General features: G+C 41.0%; 21 protein-coding genes. 9 read left to right on the forward strand and 12 right to left on the reverse strand.

Annotation, left to right across the window (positions count from 1 at the left end; all coding sequences use genetic code 11):
- Positions 1 to 7: 7 nt before the first annotated feature.
- The 7 genes from era to E0H94_RS04430 form a co-directional block, all read right to left on the reverse strand.
- The gene (gene era, locus E0H94_RS04400; protein WP_131325300.1) at positions 8 to 1,036 is read right to left on the reverse strand and encodes a GTPase Era; all 1,029 of its coding nucleotides are present in this window, start codon (positions 1,034 to 1,036) and stop codon (positions 8 to 10) included.
- Positions 1,037 to 1,042: 6 nt separating this feature from the next.
- Positions 1,043 to 1,735: a ribonuclease III gene (gene rnc / locus E0H94_RS04405; RefSeq protein ID WP_131325301.1), complete on the reverse strand. Its 693-nt coding sequence runs from the start codon at positions 1,733 to 1,735 to the stop codon at positions 1,043 to 1,045.
- Positions 1,707 to 2,081 carry a DUF4845 domain-containing protein gene (locus E0H94_RS04410; RefSeq protein WP_131325302.1) on the reverse strand — a complete coding sequence of 125 codons (375 nt, stop codon included), beginning with the start codon at positions 2,079 to 2,081 and terminating at the stop codon, positions 1,707 to 1,709. The genes rnc and E0H94_RS04410 overlap by 29 nt, the downstream gene beginning before the upstream one ends.
- 23 nt (positions 2,082 to 2,104) lie before the next feature.
- A complete protein-coding gene (lepB, locus tag E0H94_RS04415; protein ID WP_131325303.1) occupies positions 2,105 to 2,932 on the reverse strand; it encodes a signal peptidase I in 828 nt (275 codons plus the stop codon).
- 21 nt (positions 2,933 to 2,953) lie between these two features.
- Entirely contained in the window at positions 2,954 to 4,771 is a 1,818-nt protein-coding gene (lepA, locus tag E0H94_RS04420) for a translation elongation factor 4 (RefSeq protein ID WP_131263421.1), read from the reverse strand.
- A 172-nt stretch (positions 4,772 to 4,943) separates the two neighbouring features.
- Complete coding sequence (locus E0H94_RS04425; protein ID WP_131325304.1) at positions 4,944 to 5,396, reverse strand: acyl-CoA thioesterase; 453 nt, start codon at positions 5,394 to 5,396, stop codon at positions 4,944 to 4,946.
- Positions 5,397 to 5,557: 161 nt separating this feature from the next.
- A complete protein-coding gene (locus tag E0H94_RS04430; RefSeq protein ID WP_131325364.1) occupies positions 5,558 to 6,937 on the reverse strand; it encodes a Do family serine endopeptidase in 1,380 nt (459 codons plus the stop codon).
- A 229-nt stretch (positions 6,938 to 7,166) separates the two neighbouring features.
- On the opposite strand from E0H94_RS04430, the gene nadB reads away from it, so the two are divergent.
- Complete coding sequence (nadB, locus tag E0H94_RS04435) at positions 7,167 to 8,807, forward strand: L-aspartate oxidase (RefSeq protein WP_165495581.1); 1,641 nt, start codon at positions 7,167 to 7,169, stop codon at positions 8,805 to 8,807.
- A gap of 77 nt (positions 8,808 to 8,884) precedes the next feature.
- On the opposite strand, the gene E0H94_RS04440 is transcribed toward nadB, so the two are convergent.
- From E0H94_RS04440 to pabC, 4 genes are all read right to left on the reverse strand, one after another.
- Complete coding sequence (locus E0H94_RS04440) at positions 8,885 to 9,319, reverse strand: PaaI family thioesterase (protein ID WP_131325365.1); 435 nt, start codon at positions 9,317 to 9,319, stop codon at positions 8,885 to 8,887.
- A gap of 89 nt (positions 9,320 to 9,408) precedes the next feature.
- Positions 9,409 to 10,008 (reverse strand): dTMP kinase, encoded by a 600-nt coding sequence (gene tmk, locus E0H94_RS04445; RefSeq protein WP_131325306.1) that lies wholly within the window; start codon positions 10,006 to 10,008, stop codon positions 9,409 to 9,411.
- 3 nt (positions 10,009 to 10,011) lie between these two features.
- Positions 10,012 to 11,076 carry an endolytic transglycosylase MltG gene (gene mltG / locus E0H94_RS04450; RefSeq protein ID WP_131325307.1) on the reverse strand — a complete coding sequence of 355 codons (1,065 nt, stop codon included), beginning with the start codon at positions 11,074 to 11,076 and terminating at the stop codon, positions 10,012 to 10,014.
- Positions 11,077 to 11,083: 7 nt separating this feature from the next.
- Positions 11,084 to 11,896, reverse strand: coding sequence for an aminodeoxychorismate lyase (gene pabC / locus E0H94_RS04455; RefSeq protein ID WP_131325308.1), 813 nt, complete (start codon positions 11,894 to 11,896; stop codon positions 11,084 to 11,086).
- A 162-nt stretch (positions 11,897 to 12,058) separates the two neighbouring features.
- On the opposite strand from pabC, the gene E0H94_RS04460 reads away from it, so the two are divergent.
- From E0H94_RS04460 to E0H94_RS04490, 7 genes are all read left to right on the forward strand, one after another.
- On the forward strand, positions 12,059 to 13,066 hold the full coding sequence (locus tag E0H94_RS04460; protein WP_131325309.1) for a sulfate ABC transporter substrate-binding protein: 1,008 nt from the start codon (positions 12,059 to 12,061) through the stop codon (positions 13,064 to 13,066).
- A gap of 30 nt (positions 13,067 to 13,096) precedes the next feature.
- The gene (locus E0H94_RS04465; protein ID WP_131325310.1) at positions 13,097 to 13,702 is read left to right on the forward strand and encodes an alpha/beta hydrolase; all 606 of its coding nucleotides are present in this window, start codon (positions 13,097 to 13,099) and stop codon (positions 13,700 to 13,702) included.
- Between the two features lie 75 nt (positions 13,703 to 13,777).
- Positions 13,778 to 14,611 (forward strand): sulfate ABC transporter permease subunit CysT, encoded by an 834-nt coding sequence (cysT, locus tag E0H94_RS04470; protein WP_131325311.1) that lies wholly within the window; start codon positions 13,778 to 13,780, stop codon positions 14,609 to 14,611.
- The gene (gene cysW / locus E0H94_RS04475; protein ID WP_131325312.1) at positions 14,608 to 15,498 is read left to right on the forward strand and encodes a sulfate ABC transporter permease subunit CysW; all 891 of its coding nucleotides are present in this window, start codon (positions 14,608 to 14,610) and stop codon (positions 15,496 to 15,498) included. Before cysT ends, cysW begins: the two co-directional genes overlap by 4 nt.
- Positions 15,499 to 15,512: 14 nt before the next feature.
- The gene (locus E0H94_RS04480; RefSeq protein WP_131325313.1) at positions 15,513 to 16,574 is read left to right on the forward strand and encodes a sulfate/molybdate ABC transporter ATP-binding protein; all 1,062 of its coding nucleotides are present in this window, start codon (positions 15,513 to 15,515) and stop codon (positions 16,572 to 16,574) included.
- 50 nt (positions 16,575 to 16,624) lie between these two features.
- Positions 16,625 to 17,548: a CysB family HTH-type transcriptional regulator gene (locus tag E0H94_RS04485; protein ID WP_131325314.1), complete on the forward strand. Its 924-nt coding sequence runs from the start codon at positions 16,625 to 16,627 to the stop codon at positions 17,546 to 17,548.
- 292 nt (positions 17,549 to 17,840) lie between these two features.
- Positions 17,841 to 18,950, forward strand: a complete 1,110-nt coding sequence (locus tag E0H94_RS04490; RefSeq protein WP_227548541.1) for an OmpP1/FadL family transporter — start codon at positions 17,841 to 17,843, stop codon at positions 18,948 to 18,950.
- Between the two features lie 64 nt (positions 18,951 to 19,014).
- Here E0H94_RS04490 and carO read toward each other — a convergent pair whose 3' ends face one another.
- On the reverse strand, positions 19,015 to 19,722 hold the full coding sequence (gene carO, locus E0H94_RS04495) for an ornithine uptake porin CarO (protein WP_131325315.1): 708 nt from the start codon (positions 19,720 to 19,722) through the stop codon (positions 19,015 to 19,017).
- Between the two features lie 293 nt (positions 19,723 to 20,015).
- Between carO and dapD the strand changes: the two genes are divergently transcribed.
- A complete protein-coding gene (gene dapD / locus E0H94_RS04500; protein ID WP_131325316.1) occupies positions 20,016 to 20,837 on the forward strand; it encodes a 2,3,4,5-tetrahydropyridine-2,6-dicarboxylate N-succinyltransferase in 822 nt (273 codons plus the stop codon).
- Positions 20,838 to 20,847: the final 10 nt, after the last annotated feature.

Consider the following 20,847-nt stretch of genomic DNA (forward strand, 5'->3'; position numbering starts at 1 on the left):
TGCAGACTTAGATATCACTATAACCCAAGCTTTTCAGTGCTCGCTCATCGTCTGACCAACCACCTTTCACTTTCACCCAAAGCGTTAACATAATTTTTTGTTCAAACATTTTTTCCATATCAATACGGGCATCCATACCGATTTTCTTAAGCTTAGCGCCTTTTTCACCAATCACAATGGCTTTTTGACCTGGTCGGTCTACAAAAATCGTTGCGTCAATATAGGTACATGCTGGTTTTGGACGACCAGTTTTTTCATTCACTGTTGCTTCTTCAGTCTTAAATGACTCAATTTGCACAGTTAAATCGTACGGAAGCTCTTCACCAAGCTGACGCATAATCTTTTCACGGATAATTTCTGATGCTAAGAAACGCTCAGAACGATCAGTCAATTGATCCAATGAATACATTGGTGGTTGGAAAGGTAAATACTTTTCAATGGTGTCACGTAGATGTTCCAAGTTCGCACCGCGAAGTGCAGAAACAGGAACAATTTCCGCAAAATTCATCAATTTTGCGCGTTCTTGAATCAATGGTAAGGCATGGTTTTTATTTTCAAGTGTATCAATTTTATTGATCACCAAAATCACAGGCATCTCTGCATTTTTAAGCTTTTCCAAAACGAGCTCATCGTTTTGCGTCCACTTGTCTGCATCCAGAACAAACATGACCAAATTTACATCACGCAATGCAGAAGACGCAGCGCGGTTCATCATTTTATTGATGGCACGCACTTCTTTTTTATGCATCCCTGGCGTATCGACAAACACCGCCTGAGATTTGTCACGCGAATCAATACCCACAATTTTATGACGCGTGGTTTGCGGCTTGCGTGAAGTAATCGAAAGTTTTTGTCCCAGCAAGTGATTCATCAATGTCGATTTACCCACATTTGGGCGACCAACAATTGCAACAAAGCCACTTCTGAAATCAGAAGGAATCGTGGTGCCTTGTTCGCTAAAAAACTGGCTAATTAAGTCATTAGTGTCGCTTGGCGACTCGTGATCAGCATCGTTGTGATCGGAAGAATTTGACATGGCAGATTACTGCTCCAAAAGTTTTAAAATATCCGCCGCTGCAGCTTGCTCTGCAAAACGACGACTTGAACCTTCACCCTTAAATAGAGGCAAACCCTCAACCGTACAATTCACCTTGAAATGTTGGTTAGGCGCATCCCCTTGTATATCGACCACTTCATAAATAGGAAGCGGCTTCTTACGCGCTTGCAAATACTCTTGCAATCTTGATTTAGGATCTTTTAGTTGATCTGTCGGTTCGATATAGTCTAAGTAAGGTTCGTACCATTTTAGCACGATACGCTCTAACACTGTTAAGTCAGTACAATCCACATAAATTGCCCCAATAATAGCTTCAACGGTATCTGCCAAAATCGATTCACGATGATGCCCGCCTGACTTCAACTCACCTGTACTTAAAATTAAGTTGGTACTTAGTTTTAAGTCGTTTGCGATTTTGCCTAACGCCTCCTGTCGAACTAAGGTCGCTCGCATACGCGTCAAACGACCTTCATTTTCATGTGGATAGGCATGGTACAAATAATTGGCGATGATCATTCCTAACAACGCATCACCTAGAAACTCTAAGCGTTCGTAATTATATTTATGGCTTACCGAACGGTGCGTCAAAGCAAGCTGAAGTAGCTCCGCTTGCTTAAACTGATAACCTATACGACTGACCAAGCGAATATCACTTAGTTTGGGCTGACCTTTGATCAAAACTTTTCTCAAACTTTAACACTAAATCAATATTCAGTAAGAAATGCTTTCTTACCTCATAACTCTTTTTCACTTGCAAACCATCAACATTTGTCACTTGAGCAATGTCTTCGAATTTAATATCGCGAACATTATTCATATCTAAACGCTGCCCCATTTGACCTGAGAATTTCGATGGACTGATATCGGCAGGACTACTTTGCAGTAACTCTGTAATCTGGCTATCAATCACACGATCATCCCAATAGGGTCCCCAAACTGCAATTGCAACTTTTGCCAAAAAAGCAAAGCCAATAACTGCAATTAAAATACCAATATATGATGCACCCTTTTGATTTCGACGCATTTTTTATTTTCCATCTTGGTCAATTAATCAATTTTACCGTTACGACTGAATGACGGCAGTTTAAAACCAGGCTCTTTATGCATCCAAACATAAAATGCGCGCCCAGTTAAGTTCTCTTCAGGCACAAATCCCCAGAAACGACTGTCAGCACTTTGATCACGATTATCCCCCATCGCAAAGTAGTGCCCTTTAGGAACTTTGACTTCCCAATATAAACCATTTTCAGTTGAGTATTTACCATTTTCAATATAATTAATAAATGGCGCTTGACGAGCAACATTCACACCTTCCAACTCACGCATAGTAAAGGTGTGTTCCCCCAAAGTTTCCTTATGATAAATTGAGGTCGGTGTATCCAAGGCATCTTTCTCACGACTGAACTCAACTGGAACTTTCGCAACTTTTTTCCCATTAATCGTGAGTTGACCATGATCATAAATAATATGGTCACCTGGTAAACCTACAACACGCTTGATATAGCTAATAGTCGGTTGTGGTGGATAACGGAAAACAATAACATCGCCACGTTCTGGCTCACCCACATCGAGAATTTTCTTATTCACAATTGGCAAGCGTACACCGTAGTCAAACTTATTCACCAGAATAAAGTCACCAGTTTCTAAAGTCGGCACCATAGAATCTGACGGAATATTAAATGGTTCATATAAGAATGAGCGTAAAACCAAAACCACTGCCAGTACAGGCCAGAAATCGTAAGCCCATGTAATAATGAAGTTTTCATTACCCCTACCCTTAGTTTGTCTTTGCTTAAATACAAACTTGTCCAGCAACCACACCAAGAAAAAAATCAGTGTGGCAGGCACGAGTATTAAATTAAAATCAAAATCCATGAGCTAAACGACCTCTAATTCTTATCTTTCTACTTTCAACACAGCCAAGAACGCTTCTTGCGGGATTTCTACACTACCCACTTGTTTCATACGTTTCTTACCTTCCTTCTGTTTAGAAAGAAGTTTTTTCTTACGTGAAACATCACCACCATAACATTTCGCCAATACGTTTTTACGCATCGCTTTTACAGTAGAACGAGCAATAATTTGTGCACCGATAGCCGCTTGAATTGCTACATCGTACATTTGGCGAGGAATCAAATCTTTCATTTTCTCAACCAATGCAATACCACGATGACGTGCGTCATTACGGTGACAAATCATAGCTAAGGCATCAACCTTGTCACTATTAATTAATACATCCACCTTAACTAAAGCTGAACTTTCGAAACGCACAAAGTTATAGTCTAACGATGCAAAACCACGAGAGCATGATTTTAATTTATCAAAGAAATCCATAACGACTTCAGCCATCGGGATTTCAAAGGTAATAGAAACTTGATTACCTAAGAATTTCATATCTTTTTGAACACCACGGCGTTCAATACATAGGGTCATGACATTCCCTAAGTACTCTTGCGGAACAAGAATATGACATTCTGCAATCGGTTCACGCAAATCTTCTACAGTAGATCCATCTGGCATTTTTGATGGACTATCGATATAAATCGTTTCGCCCTTCTTGGTTAATGCTTCATAAATTACAGTAGGCGCAGAACTGATGAGATCAAGGTCATACTCACGCTCTAAACGCTCTTGTACGATCTCCATGTGTAGCATTCCTAAGAAGCCACAACGGAAACCAAAACCTAATGCATCTGAGCTTTCTGGTTCAAAGAATAAAGCCGAGTCGTTGATCTGCAATTTTTGTAGCGCTTCACGAAATGGTTCAAAATCACTCGCATCAATCGGGAAAAGACCCGCATAAACCTGCGGTTTAACCTTTTTAAAACCCGGTAAAATAGCAACATCAGGTGTAGCAGCAAGGGTAATAGTGTCACCCACTGGTGCACCAAAAATATCTTTAATCCCTGCAATCACAAAACCTACTTCACCTGCCTCAAGCATGTCGGTATCGGTATGTTTAGGATTAAACACACCCACCGAAGTGACTGGATGCGTTTGTCCTGTCGATTTAACCAACATTTTGTCGCCCTTACGGATACGACCTTGTTTAATACGAACTAAGGATACAACACCTAAATAGTTATCGAACCAAGAGTCAATAATTAAGGCTTGTAAAGGCGCTTCACGATCACCCACGGGTGCTGGAATGACATCGACTAATCGCTCAAGTACACCCTCGACACCCAAACCAGTTTTTGCAGAACAGGTTGGAGCATCTGTCGCTTCAATGCCGATAATTTCTTCAATTTCGTGAATAACGCGCTCAGGTTCTGCTTGCGGTAAATCAATTTTGTTCAAAATTGGCAAAACTTCTAGGCCTTGCTCAATTGCGGTATAACAGTTTGCAACCGATTGTGCTTCAACACCTTGTGCAGCATCTACAACCAATAACGCGCCTTCACAAGCTGCTAATGAACGAGAAACTTCATAAGAAAAGTCTACGTGTCCAGGCGTATCAATGAAGTTCAATTGATATTCTTGCCCATTTGGATGGGTGTAATACAAGGTTACAGACGCTGCTTTAATGGTAATCCCACGTTCGCGTTCTAACTCCATTGAGTCCAAAACTTGGGCTTGCATTTCACGATCTTGTAAACCACCACACATTTGAATAAAACGGTCAGCCAAAGTCGACTTACCATGGTCAATGTGAGCAATAATCGAAAAATTTCGGATATTATTGATATCAACGGATTTTTTAGCTTGCGCCATGAGTTACCTTAAGAAAAAAATAGTGCCAAGTACAAAGCTGAGATACTAAGCGTAAGCGGTTAGACAAATTGCTGCCGATTATAGCAGATTGCAAAAATGAAAAAGTGATAAATTCGTTTAAACGTTTAGGTTTTTAAGACTGTACATTTTTCAAACGCGTGCCAGTAGAATTTCAAACTGTATAGCTATGCGTAAAATCTAATGGATTAATCTGATCATTTAAGGGTTGATAAGCTTGCGAAAATGTCGGTGAAATACGTTTAGGTCGACCTGATGCAATTTCCACACATGCCCATTTAGTCTGCCCCATGAATAGTACAGCTTGATCCGCAGGTCGGTAAAAAACATACTGACGAAATAAATACATACTATTGATGTCACTTAGCCATGTACGCAACACAATTTCGTCATTCAATAAAGCTGCTTTGCGGTATTGCACATGATGCTCCACTGCAACCATGGCATGTTTTAATTCTAAATACTGTTGAATACCTAGACCTAACTGGTCAATATGTGTCGTTGCGACATCCTGCATCCACTGCACATAAACCACATTATTGACATGTCCCAACGCATCAATATGTTCTGGCTTTACCGTCAAATTTAAATCAAAAATCGCGCTCATTAATTTGTTTGTCCTGTCCATGGTTACGTTAAAATTTAAAAACCATGTATATTTTCTTTACACTTAAGCTGATTTGACTGTCCGAACATCAGTCAAAAAAGCCAGTCTAAACTGAATAGACTGGCTTTTACTAGTTCATGTCATGATTTCACATGAAACTGTTAAATACGCATCCCTAAAATAGCACGCTGTCCTTCACGAATCAGTGAAACACGCACAATGCTCTCTTTCTTTAAACCTGAAACTGTTTTGATGAACTCTTTCGAATTATTGATGGTCGTATTATTCAATTGGGTAATCACATCACCAGGCAGAATTCTTGCTTGAGACGCCACCCCACCACGCATGACATCCTGAATCAGTACGCCACCTTTAATGTTCAGTTGTGCTAACTCAGAAGGTGATAAATCACGAATTGCTACCCCAATTTTTGGCCCAGCACTTTCTGCGCCCTGATCCACTTTAGCAGGCGTATCATCTGGGGCTGTGGTTAAGGTTGCAGAAATATTACGGGTTTTATCATCACGCAATATTTCAAGTTGAATAGTTTGATTTGGTACAGAACGGTTTAAATAATTGAGGAGTTCTGAGGTCCGTGAAATCGCTGCACCATTGTATTTCAAAACAATATCACCTGTTTTTAGACCAGCTTTTGCTGCAGGTGAATTTGGTGTTATGTCGGTAATTAAAGTACCTTCTGGTTTCGGTAAATTGTAAGATTCTGCCAAGTTACGATCGATATCCTGCATCATAACGCCCAGATAAGAACGCGTTACTTTACCATTCTTCTTCAACTGGTCTGCAATATCCATAGCAACATCAATTGGGATAGAGAAAGACAAGCCCATATAGCCACCTGTTCCACTAAAAATACGCGAGTTGACCCCAACCACTTCACCACGCTGATTAAATAATGGCCCTCCTGAGTTACCAGGGTTTAAGGCAACATCCGTTTGAATAAATGGAACCGATGTCTCACCCATCATATTTCGCATTTTGGCACTCACAATCCCTGCCGAAGCTGAATAATCAAAACCAAACGGCGAACCGATGGCCAATACAGGTTCACCTACTTTCAGTTGATCTACATTCCCTGTTGTTAATGCAGGAAATTGATTACCTTTTACTTTGAGCAATGCCACATCGGTACGTTCATCACTACCAATGACCGTTGCATCTAGTTCACGACGATCGTTCATCATAATCGTGACTTTTGAAGCATTTTCGACTACATGATGATTCGTCAACAAATAACCATCTTTACTGATAAAAAATGCACTGCCATAAGCCGTTTTTTCTTGTGGAACTTGCTGCTGCGGAATAATGACTTGATTACCAAAGAAACGACGTAAGATCTCTGGTACTTGTTGCTGCATAATTTCTTCTTGGGTCATTTTTTTGACCACATTCACGCTCACAACCGCAGGACTAACTTGCTCAACTAAATTTGAAAAATCCACTGCTGGTGCGGCTTGAGTTTGTACTGCCACCATTGTAAAAACCGCAGCATACATTCCTTTTTGTAAATAGCCACTTTTCATAAAACTCATTCACTCAATTATTGTTACGTATTAGACAAAAAATTTTTATCATAAAACTCGTTATTCTTGCGTAATAATATGTTCAATTATGTTTTAGCAAAACAAGTACTTATTTTTAGATTAAGTTATAGGAAGTTAATTGCTTTTTCTGATGAGCACTCGACTATTTTACACTTGCCTTTTATCGCAAAAAGCGTTGTCATTACCAAACTTTTTTTAAAATTAGCTGATGGAAATGTCTAATTTAAGCTCAACACATCAATTTGATGTGATTATTGTGGGCAGTGGTGGCGCAGGTTTAAGTTTAGCACTGTCATTACCTCATCATTTCAATATTGCAGTTTTAGCAAAATCAACCCTAACCGATGCCAGCACTTATTATGCACAAGGCGGGGTTGCCGCTGTTCTGGATGAAACGGATTCCATTCAACAGCATATTGATGACACCATGATTGCAGGCGCACATTTATGTGAACTCGACGCAGTCAAACAAACCGTTGAAGGCGGTAAACCTTCTGTTGATTTCCTGCTTAATAATGGTGTGCAGTTCACTTTAGATGAGCAATCGCAGTTACATTTAACCCGTGAAGGTGGTCACTCACAGCGTCGTATTATTCACGCCGCCGATGCAACAGGGCGTGCAATTTCGACCACGTTGGTACAACGTGCGCAAGAAAAAGACAATATTACGATTTTTGAAAATTTTATTGCGATTGATTTAATTACCTCGCAAAAACTCGGCCTAGACGAATCGCATAATCGTGCTCTGGGCCTATATGCTCTCGATGAAAAAACTGAACAAGTCCACACATTCTTAGCCCCATTTACCGCTTTGGCATGTGGCGGTGCAATGAAAGCCTATCTGTATACCTCAAACCCTGACATCGCGACAGGTGATGGGATTGCTATGGCGTATCGAGCAGGTTGCCGCGTGGCAAACATGGAGTTTAACCAATTCCATCCTACTTGTTTATACCATCCGCAAGCTCGTTCTTTCTTAATTACTGAAGCCATGCGCGGTGAAGGTGCTTATTTAAGATTGCCTGATGGTGAACGCTTCATGTTGCGTTTTGATGAACGTGCTGAACTGGCACCACGCGATATTGTTGCGCGTGCTATTGACTATGAAATCAAGCGTTTGGGGATTCGTCACGTCTGGTTAGACATTACGCATAAGCCTGAAGCATTTGTAAAAGAGCATTTCCCGACGTTGTATGCTCGATTACTTGAATTAGGTATCGATATTACCAAAGAAATGATTCCTGTAGTCCCTGCTGCACACTACACCTGTGGTGGCGTGGTGGTCGACGAACATAGCCAAACCGATATACACGGTTTATACGCGATTGGTGAGACTTCCTATACAGGCCTACATGGCGCTAACCGTATGGCAAGCAATTCCCTACTTGAATGTTTCGTCTATGGCATGAGTGCCGCTGAACATATTGAATCACATTATGTTGAAAATTATAGCTCGCCTCAAGTGCCAGAATGGGATGATTCGCAGGTCATGAATCCCGATGAAGATGTCGTCATTTTGCAGAACTGGGACGAATTGCGTCAAACCATGTGGAACTATGTGGGGATTGTCCGTACCACCAAACGCTTACAACGCGCCTTACACCGTATTGAAATGCTCAAGAGTGAAATCACAGAATATTATGAAGACTATCAGGTCAGTAAAAATCTGATTGAACTGCGTAACTTGGTGTTGGTTTCAGAAATGATTGTACGTTGTGCAATGGAACGTAAAGAATCTCGTGGGTTACATTTCACCTTAGACTATCCTGAGTTGGCGCCTGAGTTACGCAAAACTGTACTCACGCCTCCAAACTTTCAAGTTGAAACACCTTTGGTGAATGCTGAATAAAATACGGCAGGTACAGTTATTTTGAACTGTACCTGCCCATGAAGATACTCAAGCTATCACTCAATTTTAAAAAACAATTACGCAATATTTGATGGCATTCGCTGTGGTGGTACTGAATATGTTCCTGTCACATGTGCCACAGGTTCATCTTGATCGACTGAATAAATCCAGACTTCTCCCACAATAAGGGCCTTGCCTACTTTCATCAATTTACAGATACCACGGAGATCTTGCGAAGCCGTAGGTTTACGCAAAAAGTTAATATTCAAATTGGTGGTGACGGCTAAGCCAACCAGTCCGATTTCCCCAAGGATGGCAATATACAAGGCATAATCTGCAACCGTCATCATGGTGGGTCCTGAAACCGTACCACCGGGGCGCAAATCCCGATCATCAATATGATAAATGACCGTCGCACCCCGATCAGTAACAGATTCAATCTCACATTTTTCTAAACTTTGCGGAAAATGTTGCATCAAAAACTGAATAATTTCAGCTTGTTTACTTTGCATATTCATTGCGTATTATTGTCCTACTTCCCTATTTGATCATCACTATAAAAGATTATTCAGTGATCGACACTAGGAAAATCGATCAACAATTACACTAAATAAGACAATGCTTGGGCAAAAACTTGTTCTGGTGTCTGCGTGGCATCTAAACGCTTCATTCGTTCTGGATTTTGCTCCCAAAGCGTTTGATAACCTGCACGTACTTTATCAAAAAAGCTGACTTTTTCTTGCTCAAAACGATCTAAAGCACCACGCTCCCGTGCACGCGCCATGCCTGTTTCAATTGGAGCATCAAGCCAGAAGGTAATATTCGGCATATGTGAAACAAAATGATCGTTTAATAAATTTAATTTGGTTTGATCCAAGCCACGTCCTGAACATTGATAAGCAAAACTTGCATCGGTAAAACGGTCACATAAAACAGTTTTACCTGCTTGCAAGGCTGGGACAATGACCTGTTGTAAATGCTGCGCACGTGCAGCATAAATCAACAATAACTCAGTATCATTTGACATCGATTCATCATGATTCACGGCAAGAAGTAGACTACGAATTTGCTCTGCCATTGGCGTTCCGCCTGGCTCACGCGTCAGCACGACTTCTGTACCTTGCTGTTGAAAATACTCATGAATTTTACGAATGAGAGTGGTTTTCCCGACACCTTCTGTGCCTTCAAAACTAATAAACATACCTCACTCCTGTTTCGATTTTAATACGGATAAATATTCTTTGACGGCACGATTATGCTCTTCCAAAGTTGCACTAAATTTATGTCCGCCATTCCCCGTGGCAACAAAATAAATCGTGTTGGAGTCATCTGGATGCATTGCTGCCTCAATCGCCTTTTTACTTGGTAAAGCAATTGGTGTTGGAGGCAAGCCACTCATGGTGTAGGTGTTATACGCAGTCGGTGTTCTTAAATCTTGGCGGGTAATATTACCGTTATAACTATCTCCCATCCCGTAAATGACGGTTGGATCGGTTTGTAAACGCATACCTTTTTGTAAACGGCGTACAAATACCCCTGAAACTTGCTGTAATTCACTGTCCAAACTGGTCTCTTTTTCAATAATCGACGCCATAATCAGCGCTTCATATTTATCTTTATAGGGTAGATTCTGAGCACGATTTTCCCAAGCCTGATCCAAATTCTTCATTTGACGGCGATACAAATCTGTCAAAATTTTCTTGTCCGATTCACCTTTATTAAAGAAATAAGTATCTGGTGCAAATAAACCTTCAGGGTGTGAAAAAGGAATATTTAAGGATTGTAACATCTCCGCTTGCGGTAGATTTGAAACCTCTTTTTTTACTAGTGGATTCTGTTGTAATTGATCAATCAATTGTTTAAAAGTGGTGCCTTCAATCACTAAAACACGATTCATCTGCGCATTTTCAGCATTGGAAATAAACTCCAAGACCTGACGTACACTCATGCCCTGATCAATTTCATAGACGCCCGCTTTTAAGCTCTCGTGAATCATGATTTTTTGATAAAGCTTTAAAATGATAGGAAAATGTATTTTATTTTCTTTCGATAGTCGATCAATCAAACCCGAATAGCTATCGCCCTGACCAATCGCTAAAAGCTGTTTTTTCCCTTCGACGGGATAAGCTTTAAATAAGCTCGACCAAAGAATCCCCAAGACAACAACAAGAAATAGCCCAATAAAAATCCCCCATTTTTTTGCGGAGAATGTTGCTGTTGGCGTGCTTTTTTTAGCAGGCTTTTTTTTCGGTTTTGGTTTACTGCTCATAATAAGATTAGGCTATCTGATTCAATTCTAAAGTGTTAAAAAGTTCAATACAGGGTTCAACCATTAATACTTGCTGATCTAACCCTGTGGCAATTTTCATGGGCTGCAAAGCATTACAGAAAAATAGGCTTTGTATATTCAAAGTTTCTTCCGATTTGACTAAACGCTGTTCGCATTGAATCCCTTGCTGCTGCATACGACGTAAAATTTCCGCACGCATGACGCCATGCACGCCATTATAACGAAGTTCAGGCGTAATCCATGTGTCATTTATGCGAAAGAAACAATTACTGCTTATCCCTTCAACAACTGAGCCGTGTACATCCAATACCAAAGCCTCTAGCCAACCCTGTTGATCGGCTTCTTGTTTGAGCATCACTTGTTCCAAGCGATTTAAACTTTTAATGCCAACCAAGTTCGGCATACTCAATCCCATGACATGCTGCAAGATACCCGACTGAATTTTCTGGTAATGAAATGTGTCGACAGCTTGCGGATAAAAGAACACCCAAACATCTGCAGGATGATCAGGCAAACTATAGCCGCGTTGCCCTTCTCCACGACTAATCACAACTTTTAAGGTCCCATTTAGGTGTCCAAAATCTTGCTGCATTTTCACTAAAGTTTCAGCAATCAAAGCTAAGTTTGCATTAAGCAATAAACGCTCACATGCCAACTGTAAACGCGCGTAATGTAAGCGTTCCAGCTCAATTTTATTCTTCACAATTCGTGCAGTCGTAAAGCAGCCATCGCCATAATGAAAAGCACGATCCAGCAAAGCAATATTCGTAACTTCCTGTGCATTCTTAAAACAAAGCATAACCTACTCCCCAAAAGACCCTGCTGTAGTTTAGGGACTACATTATGTAACTTATTTCTTTTTTATTCATATCAAATTCGTTTTTTATTATTTTTTTTGCAAAAAACACGGCGCTATTCTTTGCTCATGTTATCGAACATTTAGAATTATTGAGGTCTGCAAATGCGTTTTACTACACTTAAACTCGGAGTCGTTGCTGCACTAATTTCCATTACAGCTGTGCATGCTTCTGCCAAAGATTTCTTAAATGTGTCTTATGATCCGACACGTGAACTCTATGAAGATTTTAACAAACAGTTTGGACAATATTGGAAAAGCCGTACAGGTCAGGACGTAAATTTCAAACAATCCCATGGTGGTTCTGGAAAACAGGCACGTGCCGTAATTGATGGTTTAGATGCTGACGTTGTTACTTTGGCTTTGGCAGCCGATATTGATGCAATTGCGGATAAAACCAACCTACTTCCAAAAGACTGGCAAAAGAAATTCCCACAAAACTCGACACCGTATACTTCAACCATCGTCTTTTTAGTTCGTAAGGGCAATCCAAAAGGGATTAAAGATTGGGGTGATTTAGTCAAACCGGGTGTAGACATTATTACGCCAAATCCAAAAACTTCAGGTGGCGCACGTTGGAACTATTTGGGTGCATGGGCATGGGCGAAACATAAATATGGTTCTGATGCCAAAGCACAAGATTTTGTGCGTCAAATTTATAAACAAACCAAAGTGCTCGACTCTGGTGCCCGTGGTGCAACCACAACTTTTGCTGAACGTGGTATCGGGGATGTATTACTGGCTTGGGAAAATGAAGCATACCTCGCTGTTCGTGAACAACCTGGTAAGTTCGACATTATCACACCATCTTTATCTATTTTAGCGGAACCTCCAGTTGCAATTGTTGAAAAGAATGCACAAAAAGATGGCAATTTAAATCTTGCGAAAGGTTATCTGAACTTCCTGTATTCACCTCAGGGACAAGAGATTGCGGCGAAAAACTATTACCGCCCACGTAATGCAAATGTACTGAAAAAATATTCAACAACCTTTAAGCCATTAAAACTGGTCACAATTGATAAAGAGTTTGGTGGTTGGACCAAAGTGCAGAAACAGCATTTTGACAACGGTGGTGTTTTCGATCAAATCGTGAAAGCCAATAGCGCGAAATAAGCGGTTATTCAATTACACAGGAGCAACGTCATGATTCATACCTTAATCGTACCTGGTGTAGGTGGTAGTGAAGCACAACACTGGCAATCTTGGTTGCAACGTAACCTCATGTCTAGCTCCCGTGTACATCAGACCAATTGGAACCAACCTGTCCTTAATCACTGGGTAGACCAATTTACGAAAACTCTACGTCCACTTCAAGGTGATGTACAAATTGTCGCACATAGCTTTGGCTGTTTAACCGCAGTGGCTGCATTAGCATTGCACCCCGAGCTAAACAAACATGTGAAAAAGTTGATTCTGGTTGCACCTGCCAATCCTGCCCGATTTGGTGAAGCAGGTTTCGCACGTGACAGTAAAACTGATTATCAAGCTTTCTTTCACCAATTGAAGATTCAGGTGCCAACCACCCTGCTGATTAGTGAAAATGATCCATGGTTAAACTTTGAAGATGCGCAGCAGTTGGCTCGTAACTGGAAACTGCAACCCGTTAATTTAGGTCAAGTGGGACATATTAATGTTGCATCAGGTTTTGGTCCATTTCCTGAAATCTATGACTATATGATTCCTGAACGCTCACTGTCTCGAATGTGTCTGTCTGATGATTATCCGAATTTTCTAAACTATGCACACTAGGGTCTGCATAATTTAATTTACTGATTATTTTACTGATTTTATTTGATCAGTATTCTCACATTTTGAGGAATTGTCATGTCGCAGCGATCCCGAGTGCTGCCAGGGTTTGGACTTTCGCTAGGTTTTACCCTCGCCTATTTATCTTTAATTGTACTTATTCCACTTTCAGCAGTTTTTATTCGATCTCTAGATATTGGCTGGGCCGGTTTATGGGAAATTTTAAGTTCTGAACGTATCTTAAAAGCACTCCAACTCAGCTTTAGTACTGCCTTATTAGCAGCCATCATTAATGTCATTTTTGGTTTATTACTGGCGTGGTGCTTGGTTCGTTATCGTTTTCCAGGTAAACGCATTGTAGATGCCTTAGTCGACTTACCTTTTGCTTTACCCACTGCGGTGGCAGGTATTGCCCTAACCTCACTTTATGCACCGACGGGTTGGGTTGGACAATATCTTGATCCTTTAGGCATTCAAGTGGCATACACCCCGATCGGGATCACGCTTGCGCTTATTTTTATTGGCATCCCTTTTGTGGTGCGTACTGTTCAACCTGTATTAAGTGATTTAGAAACCGAACTCGAAGAAGCAGCATCTGCCTTAGGTGCGAACCGTCTGCAAATTGTGACTAAAATTATTTTACCCATTTTATTTCCTGCACTTCTGACAGGTTTTGCTTTGGCATTTGCACGTGGTGTCGGTGAATATGGTTCTGTCATTTTCATTGCAGGCAATCAACCATTCAAAACTGAAATTGCGCCACTCATGATTATCTCTCGTTTAGAAGAATATGATTATGCCGGTGCAACCACCATTGCTGTGGTCATGCTGTTAATTTCATTTGCACTGCTCTTTTTAATTAACTTATTACAAGCATGGGCAAGTCGTCGCACAGGGAGAACTGCAATATGAGCTTAGTTACCAACAGCAATGCCTTTGCTGAACGTCTACAGTCCCGTGATGCCACCCGTGAACCCGTTTGGGTCCGTTACACTTTACTGAGCATTGCCTTAATTTTTTTCTTAAGTTGCTTAATTCTTCCGCTCATTTTGGTTTTTGTAGAAGCCTTTAAACAAGGAGTTGGGGTTTACTTTCAGGCACTGGTCGATCCAGACACATTGTCTGCGGTAAAACTCACTTTACTCACAGCAGTAATCGCAGTTCCATTAAATGTGGTGTTTGGTGTAGCTGCAGCATGGTCGGTGGCCAAGTTTAATTTCCGTGGTAAATCCATTTTGACCACCCTAATTGATCTGCCATTTTCTGTTTCACCTGTCATTGCAGGTTTAATGTTGGTACTGATTTTTGGTACCCAAGGCTGGATGGGGAATTGGTTACTCGACCATGACATCAAAATTCTATATGCCGTTCCTGCCATTGTACTTGCCACTATATTTATTACGGTTCCTTTTGTGGCTCGTGAACTGATCCCGCTTATGGAAGCGCAAGGCACGGAAGAAGAAGAAGCGGCGATGGTTCTTGGTGCTTCAGGTTGGCAAACCTTCTGGAAAGTCACCCTACCAAATATTAAATGGGGCCTGATTTATGGTGTGATTCTGTGTAATGCACGTGCTATGGGTGAATTCGGTGCAGTATCCGTAGTTTCAGGACACATTCGCGGAGAAACCAACACCTTACCCTTACATGTCGAAATTCTTTATAACGAGTACACCTTTAGTGCGGCTTTTGCAGTGTCCTCCTTATTGGCTTTACTGGCGATTGTTACCTTGATTTTGAAAACTTGGGTTGAATATCGTCAGGAAAAGCAAAACAAAAGTAACAGCAGTTCAAGTCTTTAAATAGGAATGTCCCCATGAGTATTCAAGTCAAAAACATTGAAAAAAACTTTGGTGCATTCCATGCACTTAAAAATATATCTTTAGATTTCCCTGAAGGTCAATTGGTGGCTTTACTTGGTCCTTCAGGTTGCGGTAAAACCACCCTACTCCGTATTATTGCGGGTTTAGAATCAGCAGATGGTGGACAGGTGATTTTAGAAGGCCAAGATGCCACCGATGTACATGTGCGCGAACGTCAAGTTGGCTTTGTATTCCAACACTATGCTCTATTCCGTCACATGACTGTCTTTGACAATATTGCCTTTGGTTTACGTGTTCGTCCGCGTGCAACACGCCCTTCGGAAGCAGAAATTAAAAAACGTGTTACCCGTTTACTGGATTTGGTTCAGCTTGGTTTCTTATCAGACCGTTATCCTGCACAACTTTCAGGTGGACAGCGTCAACGTATTGCCTTGGCACGTGCCTTAGCAGTTGAACCACGCGTATTGCTGCTGGATGAACCTTTTGGTGCACTCGATGCCAAAGTACGTAAAGAACTACGTCGTTGGTTACGTACCTTACATGACGAATTGCACATTACTTCAATTTTTGTGACGCACGATCAGGAAGAAGCGTTAGAAGTTGCCGATCAAATTGTGGTGATGAACAAAGGCAATGTCGAACAGATTGGTTCGCCTCGCGAAGTCTATGAAAAACCTGCCACACCGTTTGTCTTTGACTTTTTAGGACAGGCGAACCGCTTTGAAGGTCACAATCATCAAGGCATTATTCAACTGGGTGAAGACCGTATTCAATTAGATGCTGCTCAACATGTGCCACATGGCAATGTAGTTGCCTTTGCACGTCCCAATGAATTACGCATTCATACCCACCCCCAAGACAATGCGATTCAAGCCACATTCTTACGTGAAATTTGGATTGCAGGCAAAGTCTTGGCTGAATTACAAGACCGTCAGGGCAACCTGATTGAAATCACACTCAGCCCAGAAGAGTCAAAATTACATCAATTTAGACCAAATCAAACTGTTTGGTTGAGTGCAACTGCATTACACTTATTCGAAAATCAAGTCGCATAGAGACATAGAGGTGAGGCATGACCGCCTCACCCGCTTTAAGGTATAGAGAAATGAATTTCCAACAACTCAGAATTATTCGAGAAACAGTGCGACAGAACTTCAACTTGACCGAAGCATCTGCTGCCTTATATACCTCTCAATCTGGGGTAAGTAAGCATATTAAAGATTTAGAAGATGAATTAGGGGTTCAACTATTTATTCGCAAGGGTAAACGTCTATTGGGCTTAACTGAGCCGGGACAAGCCCTACTCGGCATTGTGGAACGTATGTTGGTTGATGCCGACAATATTAAACGTTTAGCCGACGATTTTAATAAAGTAGATGAAGGGACTTTGACCATTGCAACCACGCACACCCAAGCGCGTTATGTCCTGCCGCCAATTGTGAACTTATTTAAAAAAGAATTTCCTAAAGTTCATTTAATCCTGCAGCAAGCCAGCCCTGTTGAAATTACGGAAATGTTGTTACAAGGTGAAGCGGATATCGGCATAGCCACTGAATCTTTAACTACTGAAGATAATTTAGCCAGTGTGCCATTTTATAACTGGCAGCACTGTATTATTACCCCTCAACAACATGCATTAGCGCAAAAAGAAACTATTGAATTGACAGATTTAGCACATTACCCATTAATCACTTACCACGGTGGTTTCACAGGTCGTTCTAAAATTGATAAAGCGTTTGAAGAAGCGCATATCGATGTTGATATCGTCATGTCTGCACTGGATGCCGATGTCATTAAAACCTATGTTGAACTCGGTATGGGCGTTGGGATTGTCAATAATGTGGCTTATGATGCTGAACGTGACTATCGCTTAAAGCAAATTCAAACTGATATTTTCGGCGTCAACACCACTTGGCTTGCAGTACGCAAAGGTCATTTACTGCGTGGTTATGGCTATGAGTTTATTTCACTTTGCTCACCCGAAACGGATATCAAAGCTTTGAAAAAAGTTGCCTATCCTGAAGAATAAGTATTGATATTGGAGGCAATTTTATGAATTGCCTCCTTGTCTTTCATAGGACGCTGCAACACTCAAACTTACTATTCAATGAAAATCTGAATCACATAAATCGCTTGCTTCACTCTGTAGAATTCCACACAATAACAATCGCTCATACACCAAAACAAAACCTATTTTTATAATAATTCAGAGTATTTCAATATGTGGGTGATCCGAACATTAACGTCTATAGTTATTTTTATTCCCCCCACATTGCAAGCGGGTGGAATGGAGCTGTCTGGTCAATCCATTTGGCCATTTTTTGAAAAATGGCAATTATGCCGAATTAACCTTCGCTCGCTTAAATGCAGATATTTCGGGGCAAGTCCAAAATCAAGCCGAATTGGCTGAGATCGGTGTCACCAATTTTTCTACAGGAAACTTTGTAGAAGATCGTCATTTTGTTCAGGCTGCTTTAAAATTTCAGCCTCACCCTAAAATTTCCACTGCACTTATTTTTGACCAGCCTTTTGGCGTCGATATTCAATACCACTACCGCCCAAATACCGTTATTGGCCCCATTGAAATAGAATCTACAGAAATTCATTTTGACAGTCAGAACGTCACCAGCTTATTCGGTTATCAACTCAACCCTACTTGGCAAATTTATGCAGGTTTAGGCGTACAAAGCTTTGAAGGTGACTTACAAGTCTTTGGTCAAAGTTTCTACTTTTTAAATGGCTATCGTGCCGAATTCAAAAAAGATCATGCGCTAGGTTGGCTTGCAGGGCTAAGCTATCAAATTCCTGAATACGCATTACGCAGTAGCCTGACCTATCGCTCGGCAATTAAACATCAAGTACAAGTTGGTGAATACATTCTTGACCAACCCATTCACTTGACGAGCGAAAATAAAACCAAAATAAAAACACCAGCTGCAGTCAATCTGGATTTCCAAACAGGACTTTCACCAAAAAATCTGCTGTACGCTTCACTGCGCTGGGTCAATTGGAATGACTACGTCATTCAACCGACTCAGTTTGCCGCCATTATTGACAGTGCTGCGCAATATATCCCTGAAATTACCTCATTCAAAATGATTCAATATCAAGATGATCAATGGTCTGGGAAAGTTGGCATTGCGCATCAATTGAATCCACGTTGGGTCTCTACCCTTGATGTGAGCTGGGACTCAGGAAGCGGTAATATAGCTTCGACCTTAAGCCCTGTCGACGGTTACTATGGACTTGGTCTGGGCGCATTCTATTACTGGCAACCTCAGTCCTTCTTTGCCTTAGGAACACAGTATTTACGCTTTAACAAAGCCAAAACTGTAGCGCATGCTGGAGAAAGCACCAAACTTGCTACTTTATATTCAGTGAATCAAAATGATGCATGGGTGTTTGGTGGAAGAATCGGACATCACTTTTAATGCGTACAGTCTTTTAGCATAAAAAAACGGGCTTAACGCCCGTTTTTTATAAGTAAGATGTCACTTAGAAGTGATAGCTTACACCAAGTTTCGCCACTGGCATCCACTCATATTTGTCGTCATTCGCAACATTACGTTCGTGCTCAGCCAGTAACTCTTGGTCTGCTGCTGTACCACCGACACCTGTCAGTTTAGCTTGTGGATTACCTGTGTAGTAAGCACCTACCTCACCAAACACACCAACCTTATCATTGATTTTAGGTGCAAAACCAAGACCTAAGTAAGGTGCAATGTCATTGTTATAGCTGACTTTACCTGTCACAGACTCAAAACTGGTTGGAGTCCCATCAATCTCAATATTACCGCTACCTGCTTTAGATTTGAGCGTATATTCACTATCGACATAACCGACACCCGCTGCCATATAGAGTGAATTTGCCCACATGTTCGAGCTTGTACCCCAAGGTCGCACCTCAGCATTTAAATATGTAAGGTTATTCTTCATGTCCATGTCGTATTTTACGCCATCTACAGACAAGTCATCAGACCAAGACACATCACCACCATTGTAACCCAAGGTCACGCCGACATAAGGGTTGGCTGTCCAAGTGACTGCGCCACCATAACCAGTAGTTCCTGCTTCGGCACGTACAGAAGTAGGAATAAGCTGATTAGAAACACGACCATCATTAATTACAGGTTCTTCTGCCATTGCAGTCCCTGCAAAAGCGGTCATTGTTGTTGCAATCGCAATTAAACTTAATTTTTTCATTGCTGGTCTCCTCAGAAGATTAAACTTTTAATCGTGAAGTTGTTTTGATGAGCTCATCCTAGACCAGAACATCCGTGTTTTTTATGAATGATTTGCTTGGTTTTTGTTAACTTTTGATACACATTTTATAAAATATAGTTTGCAAACACTTATTGGTTTAAAAACTTATACAATTTAACATAAGTTTTTACTGAACTACCTTAATTATAAATTCCGATGCTAAGACGATTTTTCATCTATTTTGGGGCAAATATAGTGTAAAATCTTCAAAATTTTTTTTTGGATGGAAGATCATGTCTCAGCTTTCGACAATTATCGAACAAGCCTTTGAAGACCGTGCCAATTTCACAGCAGCAGACTGTTCTGCTGAAATCCGTGAGGCTGTAGAACAAGCTATTGCTGGTTTAGATAATGGCTCATTACGCGTTGCAGAAAAAATCGATGGTGAGTGGGTTGTTCACCAATGGCTTAAGAAAGCGGTATTGTTATCGTTCAAATTAAACGACAATAAACCAATCGAGTCATGTGATCTTCGTTTTTACGACAAAGTTGACACTAAATTCTCTGGTTGGACTGAAGAACAGTTCAAAGCTGCGGGCGTACGTGTAGTACCTCCAGCAGTTGCACGTAAAGGCAGCTTCCAAGCCAAAAATGTAGTATTGATGCCATCATACGTAAACATTGGTGCTTATGTAGATGAAGGCACAATGGTTGATACATGGGCAACTGTAGGTTCATGCGCACAAATCGGTAAAAACGTACACTTGTCTGGTGGCGTAGGTATCGGTGGCGTACTCGAACCATTGCAAGCAAACCCAACCATTATTGAAGACAACTGCTTCATCGGTGCACGTTCTGAAATCGTGGAAGGCGTGATTGTTGAAGAAGGCTCTGTAATTTCAATGGGTGTATTCATTGGTCAATCAACTAAGATTTATGACCGTGCAACTGGTGAAGTCCACTATGGTCGCGTACCTGCGGGTTCTGTAGTTGTTGCGGGTAGCCTTCCTTCTAAATGCGGTACTTACAGCTTATATGCTGCAATTATCGTGAAAAAAGTTGATGCGCAAACACGTTCTAAAACGAGCTTGAACGATTTATTGCGCGAAGACTAATTTTTCAAAA

Origin of the sequence: Acinetobacter sp. ANC 4173, assembly GCF_004331255.1 — a bacterium.
Lineage (GTDB): Bacteria > Pseudomonadota > Gammaproteobacteria > Pseudomonadales > Moraxellaceae > Acinetobacter.